The organism is Ruegeria sp. BB5 (assembly GCF_056539405.1).
The window spans coordinates 38,139-60,686 of record NZ_JBQFUX010000007.1; the positions used below are offsets into that span (position 1 = coordinate 38,139).

Here is a 22,548-nt window from a genome sequence, read left to right on the forward strand (position 1 = left end):
AGGATTTCATTGGCGTATTGGACGTTAAGCCGTGTACGGCAACGATCGACTTAGATTGGCGGCCTTGGCAAAATCAACATCGCTTGATGCCATAGAACCCGATCTGTGCCCACACGACAGCGACAGATCTTTTCCGGTTCATGTTTCCCATGGTGGCGCTGCGCCAATCTCTGCGATCAGAAAGTCCATGAACACCCGCACTTTGGGGGATAGCACGTTGGACTTGGGATAGATCAACCACAAGACATTGTCCTCTGCGGCTTCAAAGTTCGGCAGAACCTGTGTCAGCCGGCCTGACTTCAGTTGCTCATGCACACTCCATAAAGCGTTCAATGAAATACCGGCCCCAGCCAGCGTGGCGCAGACCTGGCTTTGGCCGTCGTCGATAATCAATTGACCTTTGGCAGATGCGGGGTCGAATACAGCGCGTTCGCCTGCCGGGCCTGTCAGCGGGCGCGGTTGACGGTTTTGGAAGGCGATCAGACGGTGGTTTGCCAGTTCGGCGGGCGTATTGGGGGTTCCGTGCGTTTCAAGATAGTACGGCGCGGCGCACAGGATGCGCCGGTCATCGGCCAATTTGCGGCCTTTCAAGCTGGTGTCCACAAGCGGAGCGTTCCTAAGTGCAAGGTCAAAGCTGCCTTCGATCAGGTCGAACTGAACATCAGAAAGGCGCAAGTCCAGTGTGAGATCAGGGTGCTGTTGAAGAAACCTCGGTAGGATCGGCGCGATGTAGAGTTGGGCAAAGCTGCTTGGCGCAGCAAAGCGCAATGTGCCCCGGATCGTTGTCGTCTGCTTGCCCAGGGCCGCAAGCGCGGCTTCTTCCTGCGCGATGATCTCGCGGGCGAAGGGCAGGAAATCGGCCCCTTCGACAGACAGCGACACTTTGCGGGTCGTTCGGTGCAATAGTTCAGAGCGCAGGCTCTGTTCCAACTTGGCAAGCTTTGCGCTGGAGACAGCTGGGGCCATGTCCAACGTGCGCCCCGCAGCACTGATGTTGAGCATTTCTGCTGCCCTTACAAACAGTCGGAGCGCATCTGTATCAAGGCTCATTATATCCAAAACCCGAATTATAAATCCTGATATTGGCAGTTTATCTGCAATTTGATCGACATTAAATCCCTTTCGTAGACGCAAAAGGGCCTAGGCAGGAGGCACAGATGACACGGACAGCCACAGTCAACTACCATGTTCACAAGCCCTATCGGCAAGCTTTTGAACTTGATTCAGGTGGGGTTGCGGGCAACCTGATTTCCCCAGAACTGGCTCCAACGACTGTTGCGCTGGCGGATACCCGCACGAAGGCAACGTCAGTCACATTTGCATCTGATGCCGTAGAATTCACATTGCTGAAATCGCAGGTCTGGGATTTTACCGGGGAGTCCTGGAAACAGACATATGATGCGGAACTGACCGGGATGCTTCTGGACAGGCTGAGTGCGCAAGAGGTTGTGATTTTTGATCACACCGTTCGGGTCGACGATCCCGGTGCCACGCGCAAGCCCGCGCGGAACGTCCACAGTGACTACAGCAAGGACGGGGCTGAGCAGCGCCTTGTCGATCTGCTGGGGGCCGAGACCGCAGCTGAATGGGCGCAAGATCACTTTGCCTTTGTCAATGTGTGGCGTCCTGTGGAACATCCGATCAATTCCGCCCCGCTGGGCTTTGTTCGCCCGTCTTCAGTTGACCCGTCTGACTGGATTCTGCTGGACCTGATCTATCCCGACCGCAAAGGGCAAATCATGGGGTTGGTGGGAAACCCTGACCATGAATGGGTCTATCTTTCCAAGATGACGCCGGACGAGGTTGCTTTTTTCAACATCTACGACAGTCAAGGGCTACCGTCGGTGGCACATAGCGCGCTTGATATGATCGAGGATCCAAACGTCAACACCATTCGCAAGAGCATCGAGAGCCGCACTTTGGTGCGGTACTAATGGGGGGCCAGATATGTTGAATAGAATCCAGCCCACCGAGTTTGCCCAGATCAATGTGGCTTACAACCGGGTGTTTCGTCCGGGCCGGCTGAGTGTCGGCCTTGTGTTGCCGCTTGAATCCTATGCGGTCGGCGCAAAGCCGACGATGCAGGGCCACTTAGAGGCCGCGCGGAGGGCAGAGGACCTTGGATTTGCAGCACTTTGGCTGCGCGACGTGCCTTTCAATGTTCCAAGTTTTGGTGATGCCGGACAGGTTTTCGATCCATTTGTTTATTTGGGTGCGCTGATAACGGTGACAGACCGGATTGCGCTAGGAACGTCGAGTGTGATCCTGCCACTGCGTCACCCAGCCCATGTAGCCAAGGCGGCGGCGACCGCGGACGTGCTATCGGGTGGTCGGTTGCTCTTGGGTGTTGCTTCTGGTGACCGGCCCGAGGAGTACCCGGCGATGAGCAAGGGCTTTGACGATCGGGGGGCACGTTTCCGCGATAGTGTTGAGTACATCCGCGCGGTCGGATTGGGCTATCCCACGCATGAAAGCGGGCAGGGCACACTGTCTGGCGACATTGATCTGTTGCCAAAGCCGCATGGCACGCGTTTGCCGTTGCTTATCACTGGTGGCAGCCAGCAAACCTCCGATTGGGTGGCACAGAACGGGGACGGTTGGATGACCTATCCACGCAACGCCGCAGCCCAAGGGCGGGTCATCGCGGAATACCAAACACGCACGAAGGCGGCAGGGCAACCGGACAAGCCGGTTATGCAATCGCTTTATGTCGATGTCGTTGCCGATCCCGCTGCACCTCCGCGCCCGATCCACCTTGGGTTTCAGTCCGGAACTTATTTCCTGTGCAACTATCTGCGCGAGATTGAAACCCTTGGCGTCAATCACGTCGCGCTGAACCTCAGGTTCAATCAAGCACCCATCGACACAACACTTGAACGTCTGGCGGACGTTGTGCTGCCAGACTTTTCCTAAAGGATAAAACTGATGACCAAGACTGTTCTTATCACCGGTTCAACTGACGGCATTGGCTTGCTGACAGCAAAGAAACTGGCCGCTGACGGGCACCAAGTGCTTTTGCACGGGCGCAGCGCACCCAAATTGGAGAGCGCCGCCGCCGAAGTCAGTGGCAATGTCGAAACCTATACCGCTGATCTAAGCGATCTGTCCGCGGTTCGAAAACTGGCCGAAACCATACGCGCCAAACATGACCAACTGGATGTGTTGATCAATAACGCGGGTGTGTTGAAAGCCCCGCAAACGGTGCTTGAGAATGGGCAGGACATCCGCTTTGTCGTGAACACGCTTGCACCCTATCTGCTGACCGAATTGTTGTTGCCGATCATTCCTTCCGACGGGCGCGTTGTGAACTTGTCATCGGCGGCGCAGGCCCCTGTAAACGTTAAGGCCATGCAGGGCAATGTGCCGCTGACAGACATGGAGGCCTATGCCCAAAGCAAGCTGGCTATCACGATCTGGACCATGGAATGGGCCAAATTACAACCCGATGGGCCGGTGATGGTCGCAGTGAATCCCGGGTCGCTCTTAGCCTCAAAAATGGTGAAAGAGGGCTTTGGCGTTTCCGGCAACGATATGAGCATTGGCGCTGATATTCTGATGGATGCGGCCCTGGGCGGGCGGTTTGCTGACGCGTCAGGTGCCTATTTTGACAATGACAGTGGGGCCTTCGCTGATCCACATGCCGCAGCGCTCGACAAAGATCACGCGGCCGACGTCATGAACACAATCAAGGGCTTGATTAGCCAGACAGGCTGATCTGGGCGGCGCGGCCGCCCCAAACACACATCCACCTTTACCTCCTATCACCCCTCACGCGCGCCGCGTCGAGGCCCAAGAAAGGACTGCCTGATGAAATACGAAAACTTCCAAACTTTTGAGGTTGCCGTTGAAAAAGGTATCGCCACGGTGACATTCAATTTCGGTTCCGTGAACGTGCAAGGCCAGGAAATGTTGGCCGACCTCAACAGCCTGGCCATGCGGCTAGAGCGCGACCGCGACACCAAAGTAGTGATCTTCCAATCCGCCAACCCAGAAATCTGGGTTTGCCACTACGACACCGATCTTCTCAAAGACATGTCGACCGAGGCGGTATCCCGCGAGGATGCACAGCTGTTGGACCTGCAATCGGTTTGCGAACGGATCAGCAAGGTGCCGCAGGCCACTATTGCCAAGCTGGAAGGGTTCGCACGCGGTGGCGGGCACGAATTGGCACTGGCGCTCGACATGCGTTTTGCCGCGCGGGGAAAGTACAAGTTCATGCAGATGGAGGTCGGTATGGGCATCCTGCCCTGCGGCGGTGGCGCGTCGCGGATGGCACGCCAAACCGGCCTTGGCAAAGCGCTTGAGATCATCCTGAGCGCGCAGGATTATGACGCGGATGATGCAGAGCGTCTGGGCACGATCAACAAGGCTTTGGAGCCGGATGAGATTGGCCCATATGTGACCGCGCTGGCCGAACGGATCGCGCAGTTTCCGGCAGAGTCGATCAACGCCTGCAAGCAGATGGTCTATGAATCCATCGACAAACCCATTCATGAGGCACTGAAGGCCGAAGCCTATTGGCTTTATCAGGCCACCAGCAAAACCCCGGCTGTCAAACGGTTTGCCATCGCGGATGAACAAGGTTTGGAACACGACATCGAAAATCAGCGTAAGTGGGGCGACCTGGTTATGCAGGTGCAAGATATCAACTGAACCCCCATCAAAATAACTACGTCCAGGCGCCCGATATCTCGATGCGCGCCCCAGCGTGGTGCTAGAAAAGGAATTTCCCAATGAAAGCAATGGTTCTGAATACCTATGGACCCGACGCACAGTTTGAGCCCGCAGAAATGCCAGACCCGGTTGCAGCACCCGGACATGTGGTGGTCCAGGTGGCGGCCACCAGCGTCAACACAGTCGACACGATGATCCGAAGCATGGGGGCAGAACTGCCCCTGTCCCCCGCGCTGCCTGCCGTACTTGGCATGGATTTTGCAGGCACAGTTGTTGCATTGGGCGACGGAGTGACAAACTTTGCCCTAGGTGATGAGGTGTACGGTTGCGCCGGTGGTCTGATGGACCTTCCTGGCACTCTGGCCGAGTACATGAACGCAGACGCCCGCCTGATTGCACACAAACCCAAATCGCTGAGTATGCGGGAAGCCGCAGCGCTGCCCCTCGTCGGTATCACCGCCTACGAAGGGTTGACCCGTGCTGGTGTAGGCGATGGGCAGACCGTGCTGGTACAGGGCGGCGCCGGAGGCGTTGGCCATGTCGCAGTGCAAATTGCCCGTCACCTTGGTGCAACCGTGTCCGCAACAGGTCGCGGCGCGGATCAGATGGCTCTGATTGAGGGGTTGAGTGCGCGTCCTTTGGATTTCACAACGCAAAAGGTTGAAGACTACGTGGCTGCGCACACTGATGGCGTGGGCTTTGATGTGGTGTTCGACAGCGTTGGTGGGCCGAACATGACAAACTCGTTCGCAGCGGCCAAGCTCAACGGCCATGTCGCCTCAACCGTTGCGATGGTCGAGATTGATCTGACGCCCGCGCATTTCAAAGGTCTGTCCCTGCACGTCGTCTTCATGCTGATCCCGATGATGCATGATGTCGGGCGGCAAACCCATGGTGACATCCTCAAGACATTGGCGAATCTGGCGGATGCAGGGGGGCTCAAACCTATTGTTGACGAACACAAGTTTGGGTGGGCCGATGTCGGCGCAGCCTATGCGCACCTGACGAGCGGAGCTGCGGTCGGGAAAGTTGTTGTAGAGTTGTAGTCCACACCTGTTGCGTTTGGTGCGCACAGGATGATCGTGCGCACCAATCTTAGGTAGATTCCGGACAAGCGTGAAAAACACGATTGTCCTTTTGACCCCTTCAATCGATGTCCAACATCGGCTTTGTGTGCCGACAACTTACCATCTTTGCTGGTGATCTAACGCGCTTGCGAAATCCTTAGACCTCCGCCTTTCACAAGGAGGTCCACAATTACGTCGACCCCTTTTCTGCGACGAAGAGACGAGAACAAAAACGGCCGTCCTTTGCGCATTCTTTGCGCATCACGTTCCATAACTTCTAACGAAGCACCAACATGCGGCGCCAAGTCGGTTTTGTTGATGACCAGAATGTCCGATTTCGTAATCGCCGGCCCGCCTTTGCGTGGAATTTCCTCTCCGGCGGCGACGTCAATCACATAGATTGTAAGGTCTGCGAGTTCCGGACTGAACGTAGCCGATAAATTGTCCCCGCCGCTTTCGATCAGAACCACATCAAGATCGGGATGGCGGTCTTGCATTTCGGCGACCGCAGCCAAATTAATCGAGGCGTCTTCGCGGATCGCTGTGTGTGGGCACCCACCAGTTTCCACGCCAATGATCCTGTCTTGCGGCAGGATCTGCATGCGCATCAGCGCTTCGGCATCCTCCTGCGTGTAAATGTCATTGGTGATAACGCCCACTGAGCAGACATCGCGCAGGGCTTCGGATAACGCTGCGGTCAAAGTGGTCTTTCCGGCGCCCACCGGACCACCGATGCCAACGCGCAAGGGGCCGTTCATACTGCTCATGTTCGGAACATCCTTGAATACTGTGTTTCGTGTTTCATCGACGCGATGTCTGTCAGGAACGTGGTCGAGTTCAAATCATCCTGGCTGGCCTTTTGCGCCGTTTCGGCAATACGGGCGCATAGCGGTGTCAATTCTCGGATCACTTTCTGAGACGCGGTCTGGCCCAACGGCACAAGGCGTGTTGCGCAAGAGGCTAGGTTGCTTGCAAAGGCTTGCAGAAACATCTTTGTCGTCAGCAAAAGGGGAAGGCCTTGCAAACGCGCGGCGTGGCCTAGTGAGACGGGATAGGAGTACTTTCGAAGGTCTAAATCCCAGACATTTCCAGTCACCGTCCCGAATGCCTGTCCTAGGAACTCGGTTTCCATTTTTCTTTCGGACGACGCGCAAAAGGCCCGTGCAGTAACGTCGACGCCGATAAGTTCATCTTTATCCTGCGCGTTGTATGCCGAAACAACGAACAGAGCGTCGTTCCAACCAGAACCATGTTCCAGCACATCTGAAATCCAGGCTTGGGTGCCTCGTGAATCGGTGACGGTCCCTTCGTCAATTGCGGTCTCTAGCCCGTGAGAATAGGCAAAGCCCCCTACAGGGTAAGCGGGCGACAACCATTGCGTCAGCGTCAGGATGTCGGCGTCAGTGGGCGTGGCCATGAGTCCTGCCATGGCCATAGGCCCCGCCTTCGGGGGTGAACGGTTCATGCACTTCCCGCACCGAAGCCCCGATTTTCAAAAGCATGTCTTGGATGACGTGATCGACTTGGATCAGCAGATGATCCTTTTCTATCTGACAAGGCGTGTGGCGGTTGCCGATATGCCAAGCGACGCGCGTCAGATCCGGGGCTGTTATTTCCAGCAACGCTTCGGGTGCAGCTTGTATTTCTACTTCGCGACCGTCATCCAAAACTAAAGCGCCGCCGTGGTTCAACGACGTCGTTTGCGCCAGATCGACAAGAATCTGTTCGCCACTTTCGCAGGTCAGAACCTTGCGGCGCAAAAAACGGTCATCATAGGTCAGTGACAGGGCGCCCGCAGGCTCGCCGTGTAAATGATCAGAATATTGCCGTGCTGTACAAAGGAGGATGGTCATGCCAACGCCCCCTCTGTGGAACGGGCAGCTGTTACCAGATAGAGCCCGCGAAAACGTGTTGTACGATACGGTCGCGGGACAGGCCGCGTTTGCGCAGTTCTTCGTCGCTCAGCGATTGCAGGAACTGGATTTGATCGGTGCGCGATCGTGCTTCGGCCAATCGAGCAAGAGCCGAATAGATCGACGAACCAATCGTCGAGAACAGACCGAATACGGAAAAACCGGAATGCGGTTGATTTTCTGTGTGTGCCATTGGGACCCTCGTATGCTTGCGAGACGTTGGTCCTCCCTTGCGTGATAGTATCTGTCATATTGCACTCGCTTAGTAGTGGGCAATTGGTCATGCCCGGGATGCGCTTGCTGCAATGCAGCGAAATTTTTAATCAGAACATGAAGTATCGCTGTGCCATCGGTAGAACTTCGGCTGGCTGACAGGTTAGCAATTCACCATCCGCGCGGACCTCGTAGGTTTCCGGGTCGACATCGATCTGGGGTGTTGCATTGTTCAGCAACAGATCGCGTTTGCCGATATTCCGCGTGTTGTGCACGGCGACAGTTTGCTTCGCCAAGCCCAGTGAATCACCAATCCCGTCGGTCTGTGCGGCTTCAGAGACAAATGTGATCGCCGAATGCTCGACCGAGCGGCCATAGGCCCCGAACATCGGACGGCTATAGACAGGCTGCGGTGTCGGGATTGAGGCATTGGGATCGCCCATCTGCGCGCAGGCAATCGTGCCGCCCAGCAGAACCATTTCGGGTTTCACGCCGAAAAACGCCGGGTTCCACAGCACCAGGTCAGCGCGTTTGCCTTCTTCGATATTGCCGATCTGATGGCTGAGCCCATGGGCGATAGCCGGGTTGATGGTGTATTTCGCGATGTACCGGCGGACGCGCAGGTTGTCGTTGTCCCCGGTTTCCTCGGGCAGCCGGCCCCGTTGTTTCTTCATCTTATCAGCCGTTTGCCATGTACGGATCAGCACCTCGCCCACACGGCCCATGGCCTGACTGTCGGAGGCGATGATGCTGAACGCGCCCATGTCGTGCAGGATATCTTCGGCGGCAATGGTCTCGCGCCGGATGCGGCTTTCGGCAAAGGCCACGTCCTCGGGGATCGATTTGTCGAGATGATGGCAGACCATCAGCATATCCAGATGCTCTTCGACCGTATTCACGGTGAACGGTCGCGTCGGGTTGGTCGAGGACGGCAGAACATGGTTCTCACCGCAGATTTTGATGATATCTGGGGCGTGACCACCACCTGCGCCTTCGGTGTGGAAGGCGTGGATGGTGCGACCTTTCATGGCAGCCACGGTATTCTCGACAAATCCGGATTCGTTCAGCGTATCGGTGTGGATCATCACCTGAACATCCATCGCATCGGCCACTGACAGGCAGCAGTCGATGGCGGCAGGGGTCGTTCCCCAATCCTCGTGCAGTTTCAGCGCGCAGGCCCCGGCCTTGACCTGTTCCTCCAGCGCCGAGGGTAGTGAGGCATTGCCCTTGCCCGCAAAGGCAAGGTTCATCGGAAAGGCATCCGCAGCTTGCAACATCCGACCGATATGCCAAGGGCCGGGGGTGCAAGTGGTCGCCAAAGTACCATGTGCCGGGCCGGTACCACCGCCAAGCATTGTCGTCAGGCCGGAATGCAAGGCGTCTTCGATCTGTTGTGGGCAGATAAAGTGGATATGGCTGTCGAACCCGCCCGCCGTCAGGATGCGGCCCTCGCCCGCAATTGCCTCGGTTCCTGGGCCAATGATAATGTCCACGCCAGGCTGCGTATCCGGGTTTCCGGCTTTGCCGATCTTGGCGATACGCCCGTCCTTCAGCCCCACATCCGCTTTGTAAATTCCGGAATGATCTACAATCAGTGCGTTGGTGATGACCGTGTCAACGGCCCCCTCGGCGCGTGTGGTCTGAGATTGGCCCATCCCGTCGCGAATGACTTTGCCACCGCCGAACTTGACCTCTTCTCCATACACATCTTCGCGGTGCCCGGTTTCGCTGAACCGTGCAGCTGTTGCGCGTTCCACGATCAGATCTTTTTCAACCTCTATGATCAGATCGGTATCCGCCAATCGTACTTTGTCGCCGACCGTTGGGCCGAACATAGAGGCATAATCACCCCGACTGATCTTGCCCGGCATCTTTCAAAGCCCCCATGATGTGCATATTGAAACCGTAGATGTGCCGGCGCCCCTCAAATGGCACCAACATAACTTCGCGAATTTGGCCCGGTTCAAAACGCACAGCGGTGCCTGCGGGGATGTCCAGCCGCATCCCCAAGGCCGTGTAGCGATCGAAATCCAAGGCAGAGTTTGCTTCGGCAAAGTGGTAGTGGCTACCGACCTGAACTGGCCGATCACCAGTATTGGCGACAACAACAAGACGGCTGCTGCGACCGGCGTTGAGCGTCAGTGACCCTTCGGCAGATATGATCTCACCTGGGATCATTTCGGCAGCTTCAAGATCACGGTGATGGCGATGACGGCGATCAAGGCCAACCCAGCTGCCAACGCGGCGTAATCGCTGCCGTGTGCATGAACATGACTGTCCGTGTGGGCCATGGCCGGACCAGCCAGAATAAGAGCGGGAAAGAGCATGCGGTTCATTTGTATCTCCTTTGGTAATTAGCGAATGGGGTTGTGGACTGTTACAAGCTTGGTGCCATCCGGGAAGGTGGCTTCGACCTGTACCTCGTGGATCATCTCGGGCACGCCTTCCATGCATTGGCCTCGGGTGATCACTTCGGCCCCGGCTTGCATCATATCGGCGACCGAACGACCATCGCGCGCGCCCTCGACCACGGCATCGGTGATCAGGGCGATAGCCTCGGGGTGGTTCAGCTTGACGCCGCGGGCCAACCGTTTTCGGGCGACCTCGGCTGCCATGGCAACCAGCAGTTTGTCTTTTTCACGAGGGGTCAGGTTCATGTCAGAGCATCCAGCATCGGGGTAACGTGTCTTTGTTCAGTTTGCGCAAAAGCGGCATCAACGCGCGGCGAAGGGCAAAGCTGCTTTTGGCCAGAACACGGATAACCAGCAGGTCGTCCCGGATAAGGGTTGCACCGGCGGTTTCGGGTAGCATTTCGCGAACAGGGTCCAACTGACCTGCGGCGGACCTTGAGGCAAAGACGATCAGCGCCATCGCCCCTGCGCCATTTGCGGTATGCGGCTTGGACATATGCGCGTGCCAATCGCCGGAGAACCGGATTGCATCCAGAAACACCCGCACCCCTTCGCGCCTTATCTCGATCCGATCGTTTAGGCGGATATCGGTCAATGTTTCGCCCATGGCCGCGCGCCCAAAGACCAGCGGCTCTACCATCAGCGTCTGGGCATCCGGGCACAGGTCGATCCTGAGGCGTCGGTCCAAAGTGCAGCCATTGAACAGAATGGTTTCTTGCGGCAACCAGTTCAGCCGGGCGCCTGTCTCGACTGTCAGATGGTTGGTGATCTGGCCGCATTCTTCGGGCTGAGCCTTGTAAGCGCGTTCGCAGGCTTGTGTTGTCAATGTCAGCGCCGTGCCTTCCGCTGCCTTGCCGGAAAACCGGAATGTGTCGCCTCCGGTCACGCCACCTGCTGTGTTCAATAGAACGGCATCAAGATCAGGCGTCGTGGTTCTGGGAAACAGGCACTTAAAGGACCCCGACTGGCGAAACTTGTCCAGAACCGTTCTGTCGCCCAATTTCTTGGTGCTCAAACTGACGGTGCCAGCAGCACGCGGCGGCACCGCACTGTGCGTGGGTAATATGGCTGAAACTTGGGTAATAAGGCACCTTTAGCGCGTGGTTTGGTGCCTCTTGTTTCTCTGTTGAAGGGTCAGAACACTAACTTGCAGTGTCGGAAACTGCTTATTTCCACATCGTGCGTCTAATTTTTAGACAGTGACCTTAGTCTTGGATGAAAAATTGGGCGCTTCTGGCTGATTCCGCAAATTGAGTTAGAGGCAAGTTGCCAATCTTGCTGCAATGCAGAAACCGTATAGGTGCCACCGCGGAGATGACCCGGGGGTGTGTGACGGCTGCGCGAATTGGACCTCGAACACAACCGCCACACGTAAACGCAACAACAGTTGCGGGGATCAGGTAGAAGAGAAACGTGCCTTTGCGCAAGCCCTCTCTCCCGGCCCCGCCAGGAGGATTACATGAAACCGCTCAAATCCACGCTCGCCGGATCGGTTGTCTTTGCGGCCATAGCTACTGCTGCATTGTCGGCCGAAGATACGATCAAGGTCGGAGTGCTGCATTCGCTTTCGGGCACGATGGCAATCTCGGAAACGACGCTGAAAGACACCATGCTCATGCTGATCGATCAGCAAAACGCCAAGGGCGGTCTGTTGGGTAAACAGCTTGAAGCGGTCGTCGTGGACCCCGCATCGGACTGGCCCTTGTTCGCGGAAAAAGCGCGTGAGTTGCTGACTGTTCATGAGGTGGATGTGATCTTTGGCAACTGGACATCGGTCAGTCGCAAGTCGGTTCTGCCGGTGATCGAAGAACTCAACGGTCTTTTGTTTTACCCGGTTCAGTACGAGGGCGAAGAAAGCTCGAAAAACGTGTTCTACACCGGTGCCGCGCCAAACCAACAGGCAATCCCTGCGACCGACTATTTCCTGGATGAACTGGGAGTCGAGAAATTTGCGTTGCTTGGCACCGACTATGTCTATCCCAGAACCACGAACAATATTTTGGAAAGCTATCTGAAGCAGAAGGGGATCGCGGATGACGATATCTTCGTCAACTACACGCCCTTCGGCCATTCCGACTGGTCCAAGATCGTGGCTGACGTGGTTGCGCTGGGCGCAGATGGCAAGAAGGTTGGCGTGATCTCGACCATCAATGGTGATGCAAATATCGGCTTTTACAAGGAACTGGCCGCGTCCGGCGTATCGGCGGATGACATCCCGGTTGTGGCCTTCTCGGTCGGGGAAGAGGAGTTGTCGGGTCTCGATACCGCCAACCTTGTCGGCCATCTAGCGGCTTGGAACTACTTTCAGTCGGCCGACACCGATGAGAACGCCGAATTCGTTGACACCTGGAAAGCCACCATGGGCGACGGGCGCGTGACGAACGATCCGATGGAGGCGCATTACATCGGCTTTAACATGTGGGTGAACGCCGCGACCGCAGCCGGTTCAACCGAAGTCGACGCTGTGCGCGCCGCGATGTACGGGCAGGAATTCCCGAACTTGACCGGTGGTACTGCTGTCATGCTGCCGAACCACCACCTCGCCAAGCCGGTTCTGATTGGCGAGATTCAGGAAGACGGCCAGTTCGACATCATTAGCGAGACAGATGTTGTGCCAGGCGACGCCTGGACCGATTACCTGCCGGAATCGGCGGTCCTGAAATCGGATTGGAAGGATCTTGGTTGCGGTATGTACAACACCGAAACCAAGACGTGCGTTCAGACCCTGTCGAACTATTAATCTGCAAGCAAGGCGGGTGTAATCGCCCGCCTTGCCGCCAAGACACACGGGTTTCACCACATGTTTCGACTATTCCTTGCGAGCCTCGCAATTCTGTTTGCCTGCCTGCCCGCCAACGCGCAAGAGGCTGGCCTGGAGCCGATCTTGCAAAGCCATCAGGAGATCATCGCCAAAAGCTCGCGCAAGACGATCAAACCGGCGATTGATGCGATTACGGCCAGTGGGTTACCACAAGCGCAGGTGATGCTTGAAACATGGGCCGCCAAGGACATGTGGATGCGCAAATCCGATGGTTTGTTCTTTGCGGGAAAAAAGGTTGAAGGGCGGTCATACGAGCTGACCGATTTCGACACAGGCGAGGTAATCGGCACCTACGAGAAATCCGATCTGAAACAATTGAAACCCAACAGCGGCGTCCGCGCCATGATCGGGACCGCTTTGGTGCAGTACCAACTGACCGATCAGGATCGAAAAAGGCGCCTGGCCGCTCTGCAATCTATTCAACGTGACCCCGAAGGCGCTCTGCTTGAACCTTTGCGCGCCTCGATCGAGGATGAAACGGATGCAGATTTGAAGGCGCAGAAACAGCGGCTCGAACGATTGCTGACCATTGGGTACGACGCAGACACCGCGGCTCGCGTGGCTGCGGTTGAGGAAATGTCAAACGACTTGGGTGTCGACGTGCGCGCGGCGCTGAACCCTTTGGTGGTGACCACACGAATGGTCGCGCCGAATCTGCCGACGGATGAGAATATCGCTGTCGTTCTGGAACCCGGATCAGAGGCCTTGTCGCGGGACGAAGCATATGACTTGCTGGTCGCCAGCAACCTTGCGGCTCCGCGTGTGTCTCAGGACGACATCCGCACGGCTTTGTCAGCGAATATCGACCGAGGCCGTGTCGGTGGCGTCACGGTTGCACAATTGAACAACGAAACCGCTCGCACTCAAGCATATGCCGCCTTGGCTGAAACGGGGGCGGTTTCCGCGTTGGTAGCAGAGGCGGATATCGATGACGCGCTGGGCAAACATGTCTTCTTTGAAACCTATCGCGAGGCCTCGCCTGCGGTAACTGCCGCTGCCGAGAAGGCTTTGGATCATATTGAATTCAAGGTCGGGTTGAACCAGACACTCGACCTGTCGCTGGACGCGATCTCACTGGCATCAATCTATTTTCTGGCGGCCATCGGCTTGGCCATCACTTTTGGGGTGATGGGCGTGATCAATATGGCCCATGGCGAATTCATCATGATGGGTGCCTATACGGGCTATGTCGTTCAGCAATTCATCCCCGACCACACGCTGTCGATTATCGTAGCGATCCCGATGGCCTTTGCCGTCACCTTCGCCATGGGTGTCGCGATGGAGCGGTTGGTGATCCGCTGGCTCTATGCCCGCCCGCTCGAGACGCTTCTTGCGACATTCGGTATCTCAATTGCCTTGCAACAACTGGCCAAGAACATTTTTGGCACGCAGGCCCGTCCACTGACAGCGCCGGGTTGGCTGGATGGGGCGTGGGTGCTGAATGATGTGGTTTCTATCAGCTATATCCGCATCGCGATCTTCGTGCTGGCTCTGACCTTTCTGGGGCTGTTCCTGAACATCATGAAACGCACACGGCTGGGGCTTGAGATGCGCGCGGTTACGCAGAACCCACGCATGGCTGGATCAATGGGGATCAATCCCGGGCGGGTGAATATGCTGACCTTTGGCTTGGGTTCCGGCATCGCCGGGATTGCAGGGGTCGCCATTGGCCTTTTTGCCAAGGTCACGTCGGATCTGGGCAGCGACTATATCGTTCAAAGCTTCATGACCGTGGTCGTAGGCGGCGTTGGCAACATCTGGGGGGCACTGGCCGGGGCGGGGATGATCGGCTTCCTGCAAAAAGGGATCGAGTGGATGAACCCCTCGAACACCCTTGCGGCACAAACCTACATGATCGTCTTCATCATTGTTTTCATCCAGTTCCGACCAAGGGGCATCATCGCCCTCAAAGGTCGCGCGGCGGGGGATTGAGACATGGAACGCAGCTTCGTCGCCAAGAACCCTTCTGTGCTGGTCTTTCTGGCCATCCTGTCATTGTTCACATTGGGCGTGACCATCCTGTCCGAAGGGTTCGGGATCGGCGTAATCTCAACCAGTTTCGTCAAGACATTGGGCAAGACCCTATGCTTGTGCCTGATCGCAGTGGCGATGGATCTGGTCTGGGGTTTCACCGGTATCCTGTCGCTGGGCCACTTCGCCTTCTTCGGGCTGGGCGGCTACATGATCGGCATGTGGCTGATGTACGAACGCACCCGCCTGATCGTGGTCGAGTCGTTGTCGCAGGCCGACATCCCGCCAACACCGTCCGAGGTCGTGGACGCCATCGGGACGCAGATTTTCGGCGTCGTCGGATCATCGGAATTCCCGCTGATCTGGGCATTTTCCCACAGTTTGGTTCTGCAGTTGGCGCTGATCGTGCTGGTGCCCGGTCTTCTTGCGCTGATTTTTGGCTGGTTGGCTTTCCGCAGTCGCGTTACCGGTGTGTACCTGTCGATCCTGACTCAGGCGATGACATTGGCCTTGGCGCTGTATCTGTTCCAAAACGACAGCGGTTTGCGTGGCAACAACGGGTTGTCGGGCTTGCAGAACTTGCCCGGCGTGACCGCCTCGCAGGACGTGGTGTCGATCTGGTTCCTCTGGGCTTCGGCATTGGCGCTGGGACTGGGTTACATGCTGGCGGCGTGGATCGTTTCGGGTAAGTTTGGCTCGGTCATCCGCGGCATCCGCGATAACGAGGCGCGGGTGCGGTTTCTTGGATATTCGGTCGAGGTTTACAAGCTGACCGTCTTCACCCTGACCGCCTGCACAGCCGCCATCGCGGGTGCGCTTTATTACCCGCAGGCAGGCATCATCAACCCCGAGGAGATGGCCCCCATCGCGTCTATCTATCTGGCCGTCTGGGTCGCCATCGGTGGGCGCGGGCGTCTCTATGGTGCCGTGATCGGTGCGGCGTTTGTAAGCCTGCTCAGCACCTGGTTCACCGGCGGGCAAGCGCCCAACATTCCGTTGGGTTTCTACACCATCAAATGGGTCGACTGGTGGCAGGTGCTGTTGGGCGTCTCGTTCGTGCTGGTCACTCTGTTCGCTTCGCAAGGGATAGGCGGGTTATTCGACTTATTGAGCGACCGGCGGCACCCGGATCGCCACGGTGCCAACCTGGGCCCCGATGACGGAGCGTTGCGTGAAAAGGAGGCCATTGAATGAGTACTCTGCTAGAGGTGAGCGGCGTCTCGGTCACTTTTGACGGTTTCCGCGCGATCAATAACTTGTCGTTCCAAATTGGTGATGCCGAATTGCGCGCTGTAATCGGCCCTAACGGTGCAGGCAAGACCACGTTCATGGACATCATCACAGGTAAGACACGACCTGATGAGGGGCGGGTTATCTGGGGAAAGAAGTCCATTTCTTTGTTGGACATGACCGAGGCAAAAATCGCGCAGGCAGGGATCGGGCGGAAGTTTCAGAAACCAACCGTCTTCGAAGATCAGACCGTACAGGAAAACCTGCTGATGGCACTTAAAAACAAACGTGGTTGGCTGGGTGTGTTACTTTATCGCCCTTCGGCAAATGATCTGCAGAAAGTCAAAGATCTGGCCGCCGAAATTGGTTTGCATCAGGAACTAAGCCGCAAATCCGGTGAACTGAGCCATGGGCAGAAACAGTGGTTGGAAATTGGCATGCTGCTTGCACAAGACCCACGTCTGCTATTGGTTGACGAACCCGCCGCAGGCATGACACCGCAAGAGCGTGAACACACTACAGACTTGCTTGTTCAGGCTGCAAAAACCCGCGCTGTTGTGGTGGTTGAGCATGACATGGAGTTTGTGCGGCGTCTGAACTGCAAGGTCACGGTTTTGCACGAAGGATCTGTTTTGGCCGAGGGCGGTCTTGATCACGTGACATCTAATCAGGACGTCATCGATGTCTACCTGGGGCGCTAAACAATGCTGAAGCTGACCGATCTGACTTTGCACTATGGGCACTCGCAAATTCTTAACGGGATTTCCATGGAAGCCAGGCAAGGTGAAGTGACCTGCGTCATGGGGACCAACGGTGTCGGGAAAACCAGCCTGATGAAGGCAATCTCGGGCACGCATCCGCGTTCCGGTGGAAAACTGGAGCTTAACGGGGAACAATTGGGTGTCTTACCTGCGCATCGGATGGCCTGGAAAGGTGTGGCCTATGTCCCGCAAGGGCGCGAGATATTCCCTTTGTTGACAGTTCGCGAGAATCTGGAAACTGGGTTCTCTTGCCTGCCTGTCAGTGAGCATTTCGTCCCGGATGAGATATTCGACCTGTTCCCGGTCCTCAAACAGATGCAGAACCGGCGCGGCGGTGACCTTTCCGGCGGCCAGCAGCAACAGCTGGCCATCGCGCGGGCGCTGATCACAAAGCCGAACCTGTTGCTGCTTGACGAGCCAACCGAAGGCATTCAACCGAACATCATCCAACAGATTGGCGAAGTGATCCGGCACCTCAGAACGACAAGTAGAATGGCAATTGTTCTGGTCGAGCAGTATTTCGACTTTGCCTATGACCTTGCTGACAGGCTTGTCGTGTTACGGCGTGGCGAAGTCATGATCAAAGGCACAAGAGATAACCTTACGCGTGATCAAGTGTTGCAGGCCGTATCCGTCTAGTGGGAATTTGATGAAACCCGTAGGTCAAATCGACAAAAGCCATTTCTTGAAAATTCTCACCGAGACTCGATCCTGATCGCTGGGTCGACAGACAAAGTAGAGCCCGCGATCCAGCGGAACATGGCTTTCGTCCAGACGGATCAGACGACCAATTTCCAAGTCTCTCGCCGCCAATAGGTGTCTTGCCAATGCCACGCCCTGTCCGTCAATCGCGGCCTCCAAAAGCACAGCACTATCCACGTATTTGATGCTCTGCGAGTTGATCTGATCCGCGTTCAGACCAACTTGCGCGGCCCAGCTTTCCCAGCCGATGTTGAAGGCATCGTGCAACAGTGGAAGATCGGTGATGTCAGTGGCACGCATTGGCAGCTGTGTATTCTCGACAAGCGATGGCGCGGCTACGACGACCAGCTCCTCTTGTCTTATTTGCTCGTGATAAAGCCCGTCCCAACCCGGTTCTCCAAATCGCAGGGCTACATCAACCTCGGACGTATCGAAGTCGGCAAAGGCATCATTTGTGTCCAGCAATAGCGCGATACCCGGATGTTCTTGTTGAAACGAACTTAGTAACGGCACAAGCCATTTGAGCGCCAATGATGTGGATAAAGACACTGTAATCGACTGGCGGTGATGTAATCGCTTCACCTCCATCACGCCCAACTGCAATGCAGAAAATGCCCCGCGTGTTGAGTGGTGCAGGCGTTTGCCGGCTTTGGTCAATTCAACGCCGTTGGGGCGGCGATGAAAGAGTGTCACCCCAAGGTGCAGTTCCAGCAACTTTATTTGTCGGCTGATCGCTCCGTGGGTGACGTTCAGCACACCCGCTGCCTTGGTCAGGCTGGAATGGGTTGCAGTTTCGTCAAACGCCTGAAGGGCACGAAGGTGTCTGAGGTTTTCCATCATGTGAGAAAATCTAACAGTAACGTGCCAAAATTTCGATAGGTGGGCCTAATTGTAAAAAGTTAGACTGATTTAAACACAAAAAATCTCATACTCTGCTTGCATAAAGAAGGGAATTCCCATGCCCGAATCCAAAGTCGCGCTGATGACAGGTACAGGACAAGGCATTGGCCGGGGCTGTGCGGTCGAAATGGCAAAAGCAGGCTACAAGGTCTCGCTGATGTCCCCGTCGAACCGCTCGGTCGAACTGGCCGAGGAGCTTGGGGGCATCGGCCGCCGCGGTTCTGTGCTGGATGTCGATGATCTGCAAGCAATGATCGACGGCACCATGAGCGAATATGGGCGGATTGATGCAATCGTCAGCAACATGGGCCACGGCGGAACGGTGCCCGAAGCCATCAAAACGGTGGGATTCGACCCCGACTTTGACGGACCGCTTTTGGAGCTGAGCGATGAGTTGTGGCACGAAAGTCTGGACATGTATGTGCTGAACGTCGTCAAGATTGCTCGTGTCGTCACGCCCATCTTGATTGAACAAGGCGGGGGCGCTTTCGTAAATATTTCGTCCATGAACACAATCGAACCACGTGCGCCCTATCCCATGAGCATGCTGCGCGGCGCTTTGCACAGTTTCTCAAAGCTCTATGGGGATCGCTATGCACGTTACAATATTCGAATGAATAACCTGCTGCCCGGCTTCTGCGAGAACGTAAACCTGTCCGAACGGGCCCGCCGTGAAATTCCCGCTCAGCGGTCAGCAACTTTTGAAGAGATTGGACAGGCTTGTGTCTTTCTTGCCAGCGAGGGAGCCCGGTATATTAACGGTCAGAGTATATTGTCCGACGGCGGGATGAACCGCGCGGTTCGGTAGTAACGAGGCAGAAATATGATTGTTAGGGCACTCAATGAAATCCTAGGTACAGATCGGGATGTTTCCGGTCCGGGTTGGAACAGCAGACGACTGTTGCTGGCATCTGATGGCATGGGGTTTTCGCTTACGGATACGATCATCAAAAAGGGTGAAATGCTTGAGCTTGAATACACCCATCATCTAGAGGCGTGTTACTGTATCGAAGGCAAAGGGCAGATAAAGACCTCAGGCGATGAAACCTGGCATTCGCTTGAGCCATTTACTCTTTATGCATTGGATCAACATGACCGGCACCTCGTTCGCGCAACAGACGCTGATTTGCGGCTTGTCTGCGTCTTCAATCCGCCACTCAGCGGGCGCGAAGTGCATCGCAAAGACGGAAGCTATGCGCCGACTGAATCCTGATGAGGGCAGGGACGAACCACCGAAGGACGCCTATTGCTGTAGGCAATCTTATGTATGGAAACCTGGCGCGTTCAGTCAGTCTTGTGACTGCAACACAAGAAGGAAAGCGCAAACCTTGTCGGGTACCCCAAGCTAAAGTGGCCAGACAGGCACTGTGTCGCAAGCTTCATTGATATAACCGGGCGCCACTAAGGTCGAAATGTTTGGGGAACATTGCCCTCAGGAACCGAAAGACAATTCGCATTGCTTCGTCGCGATCAAAGGAATCCGGGTGAAGCAGGTAGTCAGTCCACATGCCTTCCAACATGGCGAGCGTGCCGTGAGTGGCGTCGCGCGCAACTTGATTTGGGTGTTCGATTTCAGTCTCTTTCGCTATGCGGGCGAACGCGTTGAAGATCAGTTTCCGAAGCTTTGCATCGCGGGTATCTGAAAACGCAGCGATTGCCGCTCTGTTCCTGGCCTCACCTCGAAACGCGTACCATATTGCGACGTTTTTCTTATTGAGAATGGCTTCGCTCAAGTCACCCCGAACGATCATCTCAATATGTTCCTGGCCTGTTTGTCCGGTCGTTTCCAGCATGGCATAAATGCCATTGTAATATTGCTCGGACGAATAGCGCGCAGCTTCGTCGACAAGGTTGTCCTTACCCCCGAAATGAAGGTGAATCATGCCGCGGGATAAATCGGCGCGTTGAATGATTTCGCTGACCGACGTCTCGGAAATCCCCTTTTCTGCGACCGAGTCGAGTACCGCCTCGATCAGTGATAGGCGGTTTCGTTCTCGAATTTCTTGTCGTCTTCCAGTCATCTGATCAGGTGGTTTTGTTTGTTTTCAGTCTCTTGCGGGTCCTTCTAATGGCCTTTGGGAAATTGGCCAGCCCCGGTTGTGAAAATATCAGTTGACACAGCTAGCCCTAAAATTCCAGATTTAAATGGACGATTGTCCATTTTGTGATCGATATTGTCGCGCCACCGAAAGCAAAGTTCAGCAGGGAAGCATGGCTGGAGTCATACGAAGTGAAATGGGCAAGGGCCTGGCACTGAGCGCGCCTGCGACGCTCTATGTCGGTCTGCTTGTGGCCGTGCCCCTGTGCATTCTTGTCGCCTACAGCTTTTGGACCCAGACCTATGTCGAGATTGACCGCACGCTGACATGGGCGAATTACCAAGAGGCGTTCACCGATCCGTTGGTCCGGCATCTTATGATCCGATCGGTTGCGATAGCGGGGGCGGTGACGCTGGCAACAGTCGGTCTGGCCTATCCGATTGCCTACTTCATCGCATTTCGGACGCAGAAAAAGACCCTCTGGCTATTGCTGATCACCATTCCCTTCTGGAGCAGCTACCTGCTGCGGGTGTTCAGTTGGAAACTGATCCTAGGCTTTAATGGGGTGATGAATTCGGCCCTTATTTCGCTGGGGTTGATACAGGAACCACTGACCTTCCTGCTCTACAATGAATTCGCCGTTGTCCTTACACTTGCACATGCATGGGCGCCATTTGCGATCCTGCCGATTTACGTGTCGCTGCAAAAGATCGACCGCAGCTTGTTAGAGGCCGCAACCGACCTTGGGTGCAGCAAGCTGGAACGGTTTGTGCGCGTGACTTTGCCTCTGACTGTGCCAGGGATCATCGCCGCCTGCTTGATCATCTTCATCCCCACGGTGGGCGACTACGTCACGCCGGCCCTGGTCGGTGGCTCGCAGGGGAAAATGGTGGCTAATTTGATTCAGGTGCAGTTTGGCGCGGCCAATAATTGGCCCTTGGGTGCAACCCTGTCTCTGCTTGCCATGCTTTCGGTCGGCTGCGTTGCAATCCTGTTCGTGGTGGTCGTCACCGCTCTGGGGCGGAGGATCAGATGACCAAGGCCATTCGTATCCCATGGTTGCTTGTTTACGCGATCGCCTACCTGGTGTTTCTCTACCTGCCGGTTCTGCTTTTGCCGTTGTTTTCGTTCAATGACGGAACCATCGTGGCCTTCCCGTTAAAGGGTTTTACGCTGAAATGGTACGCGCAGTTGGGTCAGCAGGACACGCTGCTTCAAGCGATGGTGAACTCGCTGATCGTTGGCAGCGTGACTGCCTTGATGGCGACGTCTCTGGGCCTTTTCGCTGCGCGCGCCTATGTCCGGTACCGGTTCAAAGGGCGGGAATTCTCCGAAGGTCTGGTCATGCTCCCGCTGGTCGTTCCGGGCATTATCGTTGCCAGTTCCATGCTGGTGCTGTTCATCAGCGTCGGACTGAAGCCATCGCTGACTACAGTGATCCTTGGCCATGTTTTTGTTGCCTTGCCCTTTGCCGTGTCGATCATGAAATCCGCCTTTGACGATTTCGACCAGTCGTTGGAAGAGGCCGCGTTTGATCTGGGCGAAAGCGTTGTGGGAACCTTTCGGCGTGTCACCCTACCAATCGTTGCACCGGGCATCATCGCCAGTCTTTTGGTCACGTTCACCGTGTCATTCGACGAGTTTGTTCTGGCCTTCTTCCTGTCCGGCAACAGCCCGACATTGCCGGTCTATATCTGGAGCCAGATCCGCTTTCCGGCAAAGCTGCCTAATACACTGGCGCTGGGGTCGCTGCTTTTGCTGTCCTCGGTTCTGCTGCTGTTGATTGCCGAATATTTCCGCCGCCGTTCCATCCAATCCTCAGATTGAAACCTAAGGAAACCAACCT

The 22,548-nt window shown here is 55.9% G+C and carries 26 protein-coding genes; 14 read left to right on the plus strand and 12 right to left on the minus strand.

All coding sequences use genetic code 11. The features are described 5' to 3' along the window. Positions 1-138: 138 nt before the first annotated feature. Positions 139-1,050, minus strand: coding sequence for a LysR family transcriptional regulator (locus ACR0DL_RS15455; RefSeq protein WP_480690015.1), 912 nt, complete (start codon positions 1,048-1,050; stop codon positions 139-141). Between the two features lie 107 nt (positions 1,051-1,157). On the opposite strand from ACR0DL_RS15455, the gene ACR0DL_RS15460 reads away from it, so the two are divergent. The 5 genes from ACR0DL_RS15460 (at position 1,158) to ACR0DL_RS15480 (ending at position 5,720) form a co-directional block, all read left to right on the plus strand. Then, positions 1,158-1,934: a CmcJ/NvfI family oxidoreductase gene (locus tag ACR0DL_RS15460; RefSeq protein WP_480690017.1), complete on the plus strand. Its 777-nt coding sequence runs from the start codon at positions 1,158-1,160 to the stop codon at positions 1,932-1,934. Between the two features lie 13 nt (positions 1,935-1,947). After that, positions 1,948-2,913, plus strand: a complete 966-nt coding sequence (locus ACR0DL_RS15465; protein WP_480690019.1) for a TIGR03571 family LLM class oxidoreductase — start codon at positions 1,948-1,950, stop codon at positions 2,911-2,913. Positions 2,914-2,925: 12 nt separating this feature from the next. Beyond that, entirely contained in the window at positions 2,926-3,714 is a 789-nt protein-coding gene (locus ACR0DL_RS15470; RefSeq protein WP_480690021.1) for an SDR family NAD(P)-dependent oxidoreductase, read from the plus strand. A 93-nt stretch (positions 3,715-3,807) separates the two neighbouring features. Further along, the gene (locus tag ACR0DL_RS15475) at positions 3,808-4,653 is read left to right on the plus strand and encodes an enoyl-CoA hydratase/isomerase family protein (protein WP_170350810.1); all 846 of its coding nucleotides are present in this window, start codon (positions 3,808-3,810) and stop codon (positions 4,651-4,653) included. An 80-nt stretch (positions 4,654-4,733) separates the two neighbouring features. After that, positions 4,734-5,720, plus strand: a complete 987-nt coding sequence (locus ACR0DL_RS15480) for a zinc-dependent alcohol dehydrogenase family protein (protein ID WP_480690023.1) — start codon at positions 4,734-4,736, stop codon at positions 5,718-5,720. Between the two features lie 158 nt (positions 5,721-5,878). On the opposite strand, the gene ureG is transcribed toward ACR0DL_RS15480, so the two are convergent. The 9 genes from ureG to ACR0DL_RS15525 all read right to left on the minus strand — a co-directional run bounded on the left by ureG (position 5,879) and on the right by ACR0DL_RS15525 (position 11,293). Next, entirely contained in the window at positions 5,879-6,508 is a 630-nt protein-coding gene (gene ureG, locus ACR0DL_RS15485) for an urease accessory protein UreG (RefSeq protein WP_480690025.1), read from the minus strand. After that, positions 6,505-7,170: an urease accessory protein UreF gene (locus ACR0DL_RS15490; RefSeq protein ID WP_480690027.1), complete on the minus strand. Its 666-nt coding sequence runs from the start codon at positions 7,168-7,170 to the stop codon at positions 6,505-6,507. Before ACR0DL_RS15490 ends, ureG begins: the two co-directional genes overlap by 4 nt. After that, positions 7,142-7,594 (minus strand): urease accessory protein UreE, encoded by a 453-nt coding sequence (locus ACR0DL_RS15495; protein ID WP_480690029.1) that lies wholly within the window; start codon positions 7,592-7,594, stop codon positions 7,142-7,144. The genes ACR0DL_RS15490 and ACR0DL_RS15495 overlap by 29 nt, the downstream gene beginning before the upstream one ends. Positions 7,595-7,625: 31 nt before the next feature. Next, positions 7,626-7,847, minus strand: a complete 222-nt coding sequence (locus tag ACR0DL_RS15500; protein WP_170350815.1) for a DUF1127 domain-containing protein — start codon at positions 7,845-7,847, stop codon at positions 7,626-7,628. Positions 7,848-7,977: 130 nt separating this feature from the next. Next, the gene (gene ureC / locus ACR0DL_RS15505; protein WP_480690031.1) at positions 7,978-9,738 is read right to left on the minus strand and encodes an urease subunit alpha; all 1,761 of its coding nucleotides are present in this window, start codon (positions 9,736-9,738) and stop codon (positions 7,978-7,980) included. Continuing rightward, positions 9,713-10,045, minus strand: a complete 333-nt coding sequence (locus ACR0DL_RS15510; protein ID WP_480690033.1) for an urease subunit beta — start codon at positions 10,043-10,045, stop codon at positions 9,713-9,715. Before ACR0DL_RS15510 ends, ureC begins: the two co-directional genes overlap by 26 nt. Next, positions 10,042-10,203 (minus strand): hypothetical protein, encoded by a 162-nt coding sequence (locus tag ACR0DL_RS15515; protein ID WP_480690035.1) that lies wholly within the window; start codon positions 10,201-10,203, stop codon positions 10,042-10,044. The genes ACR0DL_RS15510 and ACR0DL_RS15515 overlap by 4 nt, the downstream gene beginning before the upstream one ends. 18 nt (positions 10,204-10,221) lie before the next feature. Continuing rightward, entirely contained in the window at positions 10,222-10,524 is a 303-nt protein-coding gene (locus ACR0DL_RS15520) for an urease subunit gamma (protein WP_170350819.1), read from the minus strand. Position 10,525: 1 nt separating this feature from the next. Beyond that, on the minus strand, positions 10,526-11,293 hold the full coding sequence (locus ACR0DL_RS15525) for an urease accessory protein UreD (RefSeq protein ID WP_480690037.1): 768 nt from the start codon (positions 11,291-11,293) through the stop codon (positions 10,526-10,528). Positions 11,294-11,737: 444 nt separating this feature from the next. On the opposite strand from ACR0DL_RS15525, the gene urtA reads away from it, so the two are divergent. Genes urtA through urtE form a run of 5 tightly spaced genes read left to right on the plus strand, consistent with a single transcriptional unit; the run spans position 11,738 to position 17,700 of the window. Continuing rightward, a complete protein-coding gene (urtA, locus tag ACR0DL_RS15530) occupies positions 11,738-13,018 on the plus strand; it encodes an urea ABC transporter substrate-binding protein (protein WP_170362035.1) in 1,281 nt (426 codons plus the stop codon). A gap of 60 nt (positions 13,019-13,078) precedes the next feature. Further along, positions 13,079-15,031: an urea ABC transporter permease subunit UrtB gene (urtB, locus tag ACR0DL_RS15535; protein WP_480690039.1), complete on the plus strand. Its 1,953-nt coding sequence runs from the start codon at positions 13,079-13,081 to the stop codon at positions 15,029-15,031. Positions 15,032-15,034: 3 nt separating this feature from the next. Continuing rightward, a complete protein-coding gene (gene urtC / locus ACR0DL_RS15540; protein WP_480690041.1) occupies positions 15,035-16,264 on the plus strand; it encodes an urea ABC transporter permease subunit UrtC in 1,230 nt (409 codons plus the stop codon). Continuing rightward, positions 16,261-17,001 carry an urea ABC transporter ATP-binding protein UrtD gene (urtD, locus tag ACR0DL_RS15545; protein WP_480690043.1) on the plus strand — a complete coding sequence of 247 codons (741 nt, stop codon included), beginning with the start codon at positions 16,261-16,263 and terminating at the stop codon, positions 16,999-17,001. Before urtC ends, urtD begins: the two co-directional genes overlap by 4 nt. 3 nt (positions 17,002-17,004) lie before the next feature. Continuing rightward, positions 17,005-17,700 (plus strand): urea ABC transporter ATP-binding subunit UrtE, encoded by a 696-nt coding sequence (urtE, locus tag ACR0DL_RS15550; protein WP_480690045.1) that lies wholly within the window; start codon positions 17,005-17,007, stop codon positions 17,698-17,700. A 24-nt stretch (positions 17,701-17,724) separates the two neighbouring features. On the opposite strand, the gene ACR0DL_RS15555 is transcribed toward urtE, so the two are convergent. Beyond that, positions 17,725-18,603: a LysR substrate-binding domain-containing protein gene (locus ACR0DL_RS15555; RefSeq protein WP_480690047.1), complete on the minus strand. Its 879-nt coding sequence runs from the start codon at positions 18,601-18,603 to the stop codon at positions 17,725-17,727. A gap of 118 nt (positions 18,604-18,721) precedes the next feature. Here ACR0DL_RS15555 and ACR0DL_RS15560 point away from each other — a divergent pair, with 118 nt between their 5' ends. Continuing rightward, positions 18,722-19,471, plus strand: coding sequence for an SDR family oxidoreductase (locus ACR0DL_RS15560; protein ID WP_480690049.1), 750 nt, complete (start codon positions 18,722-18,724; stop codon positions 19,469-19,471). A 15-nt stretch (positions 19,472-19,486) separates the two neighbouring features. Then, complete coding sequence (locus tag ACR0DL_RS15565) at positions 19,487-19,876, plus strand: ectoine synthase (protein WP_170350828.1); 390 nt, start codon at positions 19,487-19,489, stop codon at positions 19,874-19,876. A gap of 166 nt (positions 19,877-20,042) precedes the next feature. On the opposite strand, the gene ACR0DL_RS15570 is transcribed toward ACR0DL_RS15565, so the two are convergent. Then, complete coding sequence (locus ACR0DL_RS15570; RefSeq protein ID WP_170350829.1) at positions 20,043-20,684, minus strand: TetR family transcriptional regulator C-terminal domain-containing protein; 642 nt, start codon at positions 20,682-20,684, stop codon at positions 20,043-20,045. Between the two features lie 190 nt (positions 20,685-20,874). Between ACR0DL_RS15570 and ACR0DL_RS15575 the strand changes: the two genes are divergently transcribed. Then, positions 20,875-21,738 carry an ABC transporter permease gene (locus ACR0DL_RS15575; protein ID WP_170350830.1) on the plus strand — a complete coding sequence of 288 codons (864 nt, stop codon included), beginning with the start codon at positions 20,875-20,877 and terminating at the stop codon, positions 21,736-21,738. Further along, complete coding sequence (locus ACR0DL_RS15580) at positions 21,735-22,529, plus strand: ABC transporter permease (RefSeq protein WP_170350831.1); 795 nt, start codon at positions 21,735-21,737, stop codon at positions 22,527-22,529. The genes ACR0DL_RS15575 and ACR0DL_RS15580 overlap by 4 nt, the downstream gene beginning before the upstream one ends. The last annotated feature ends 19 nt before the right edge of the window (positions 22,530-22,548 follow it).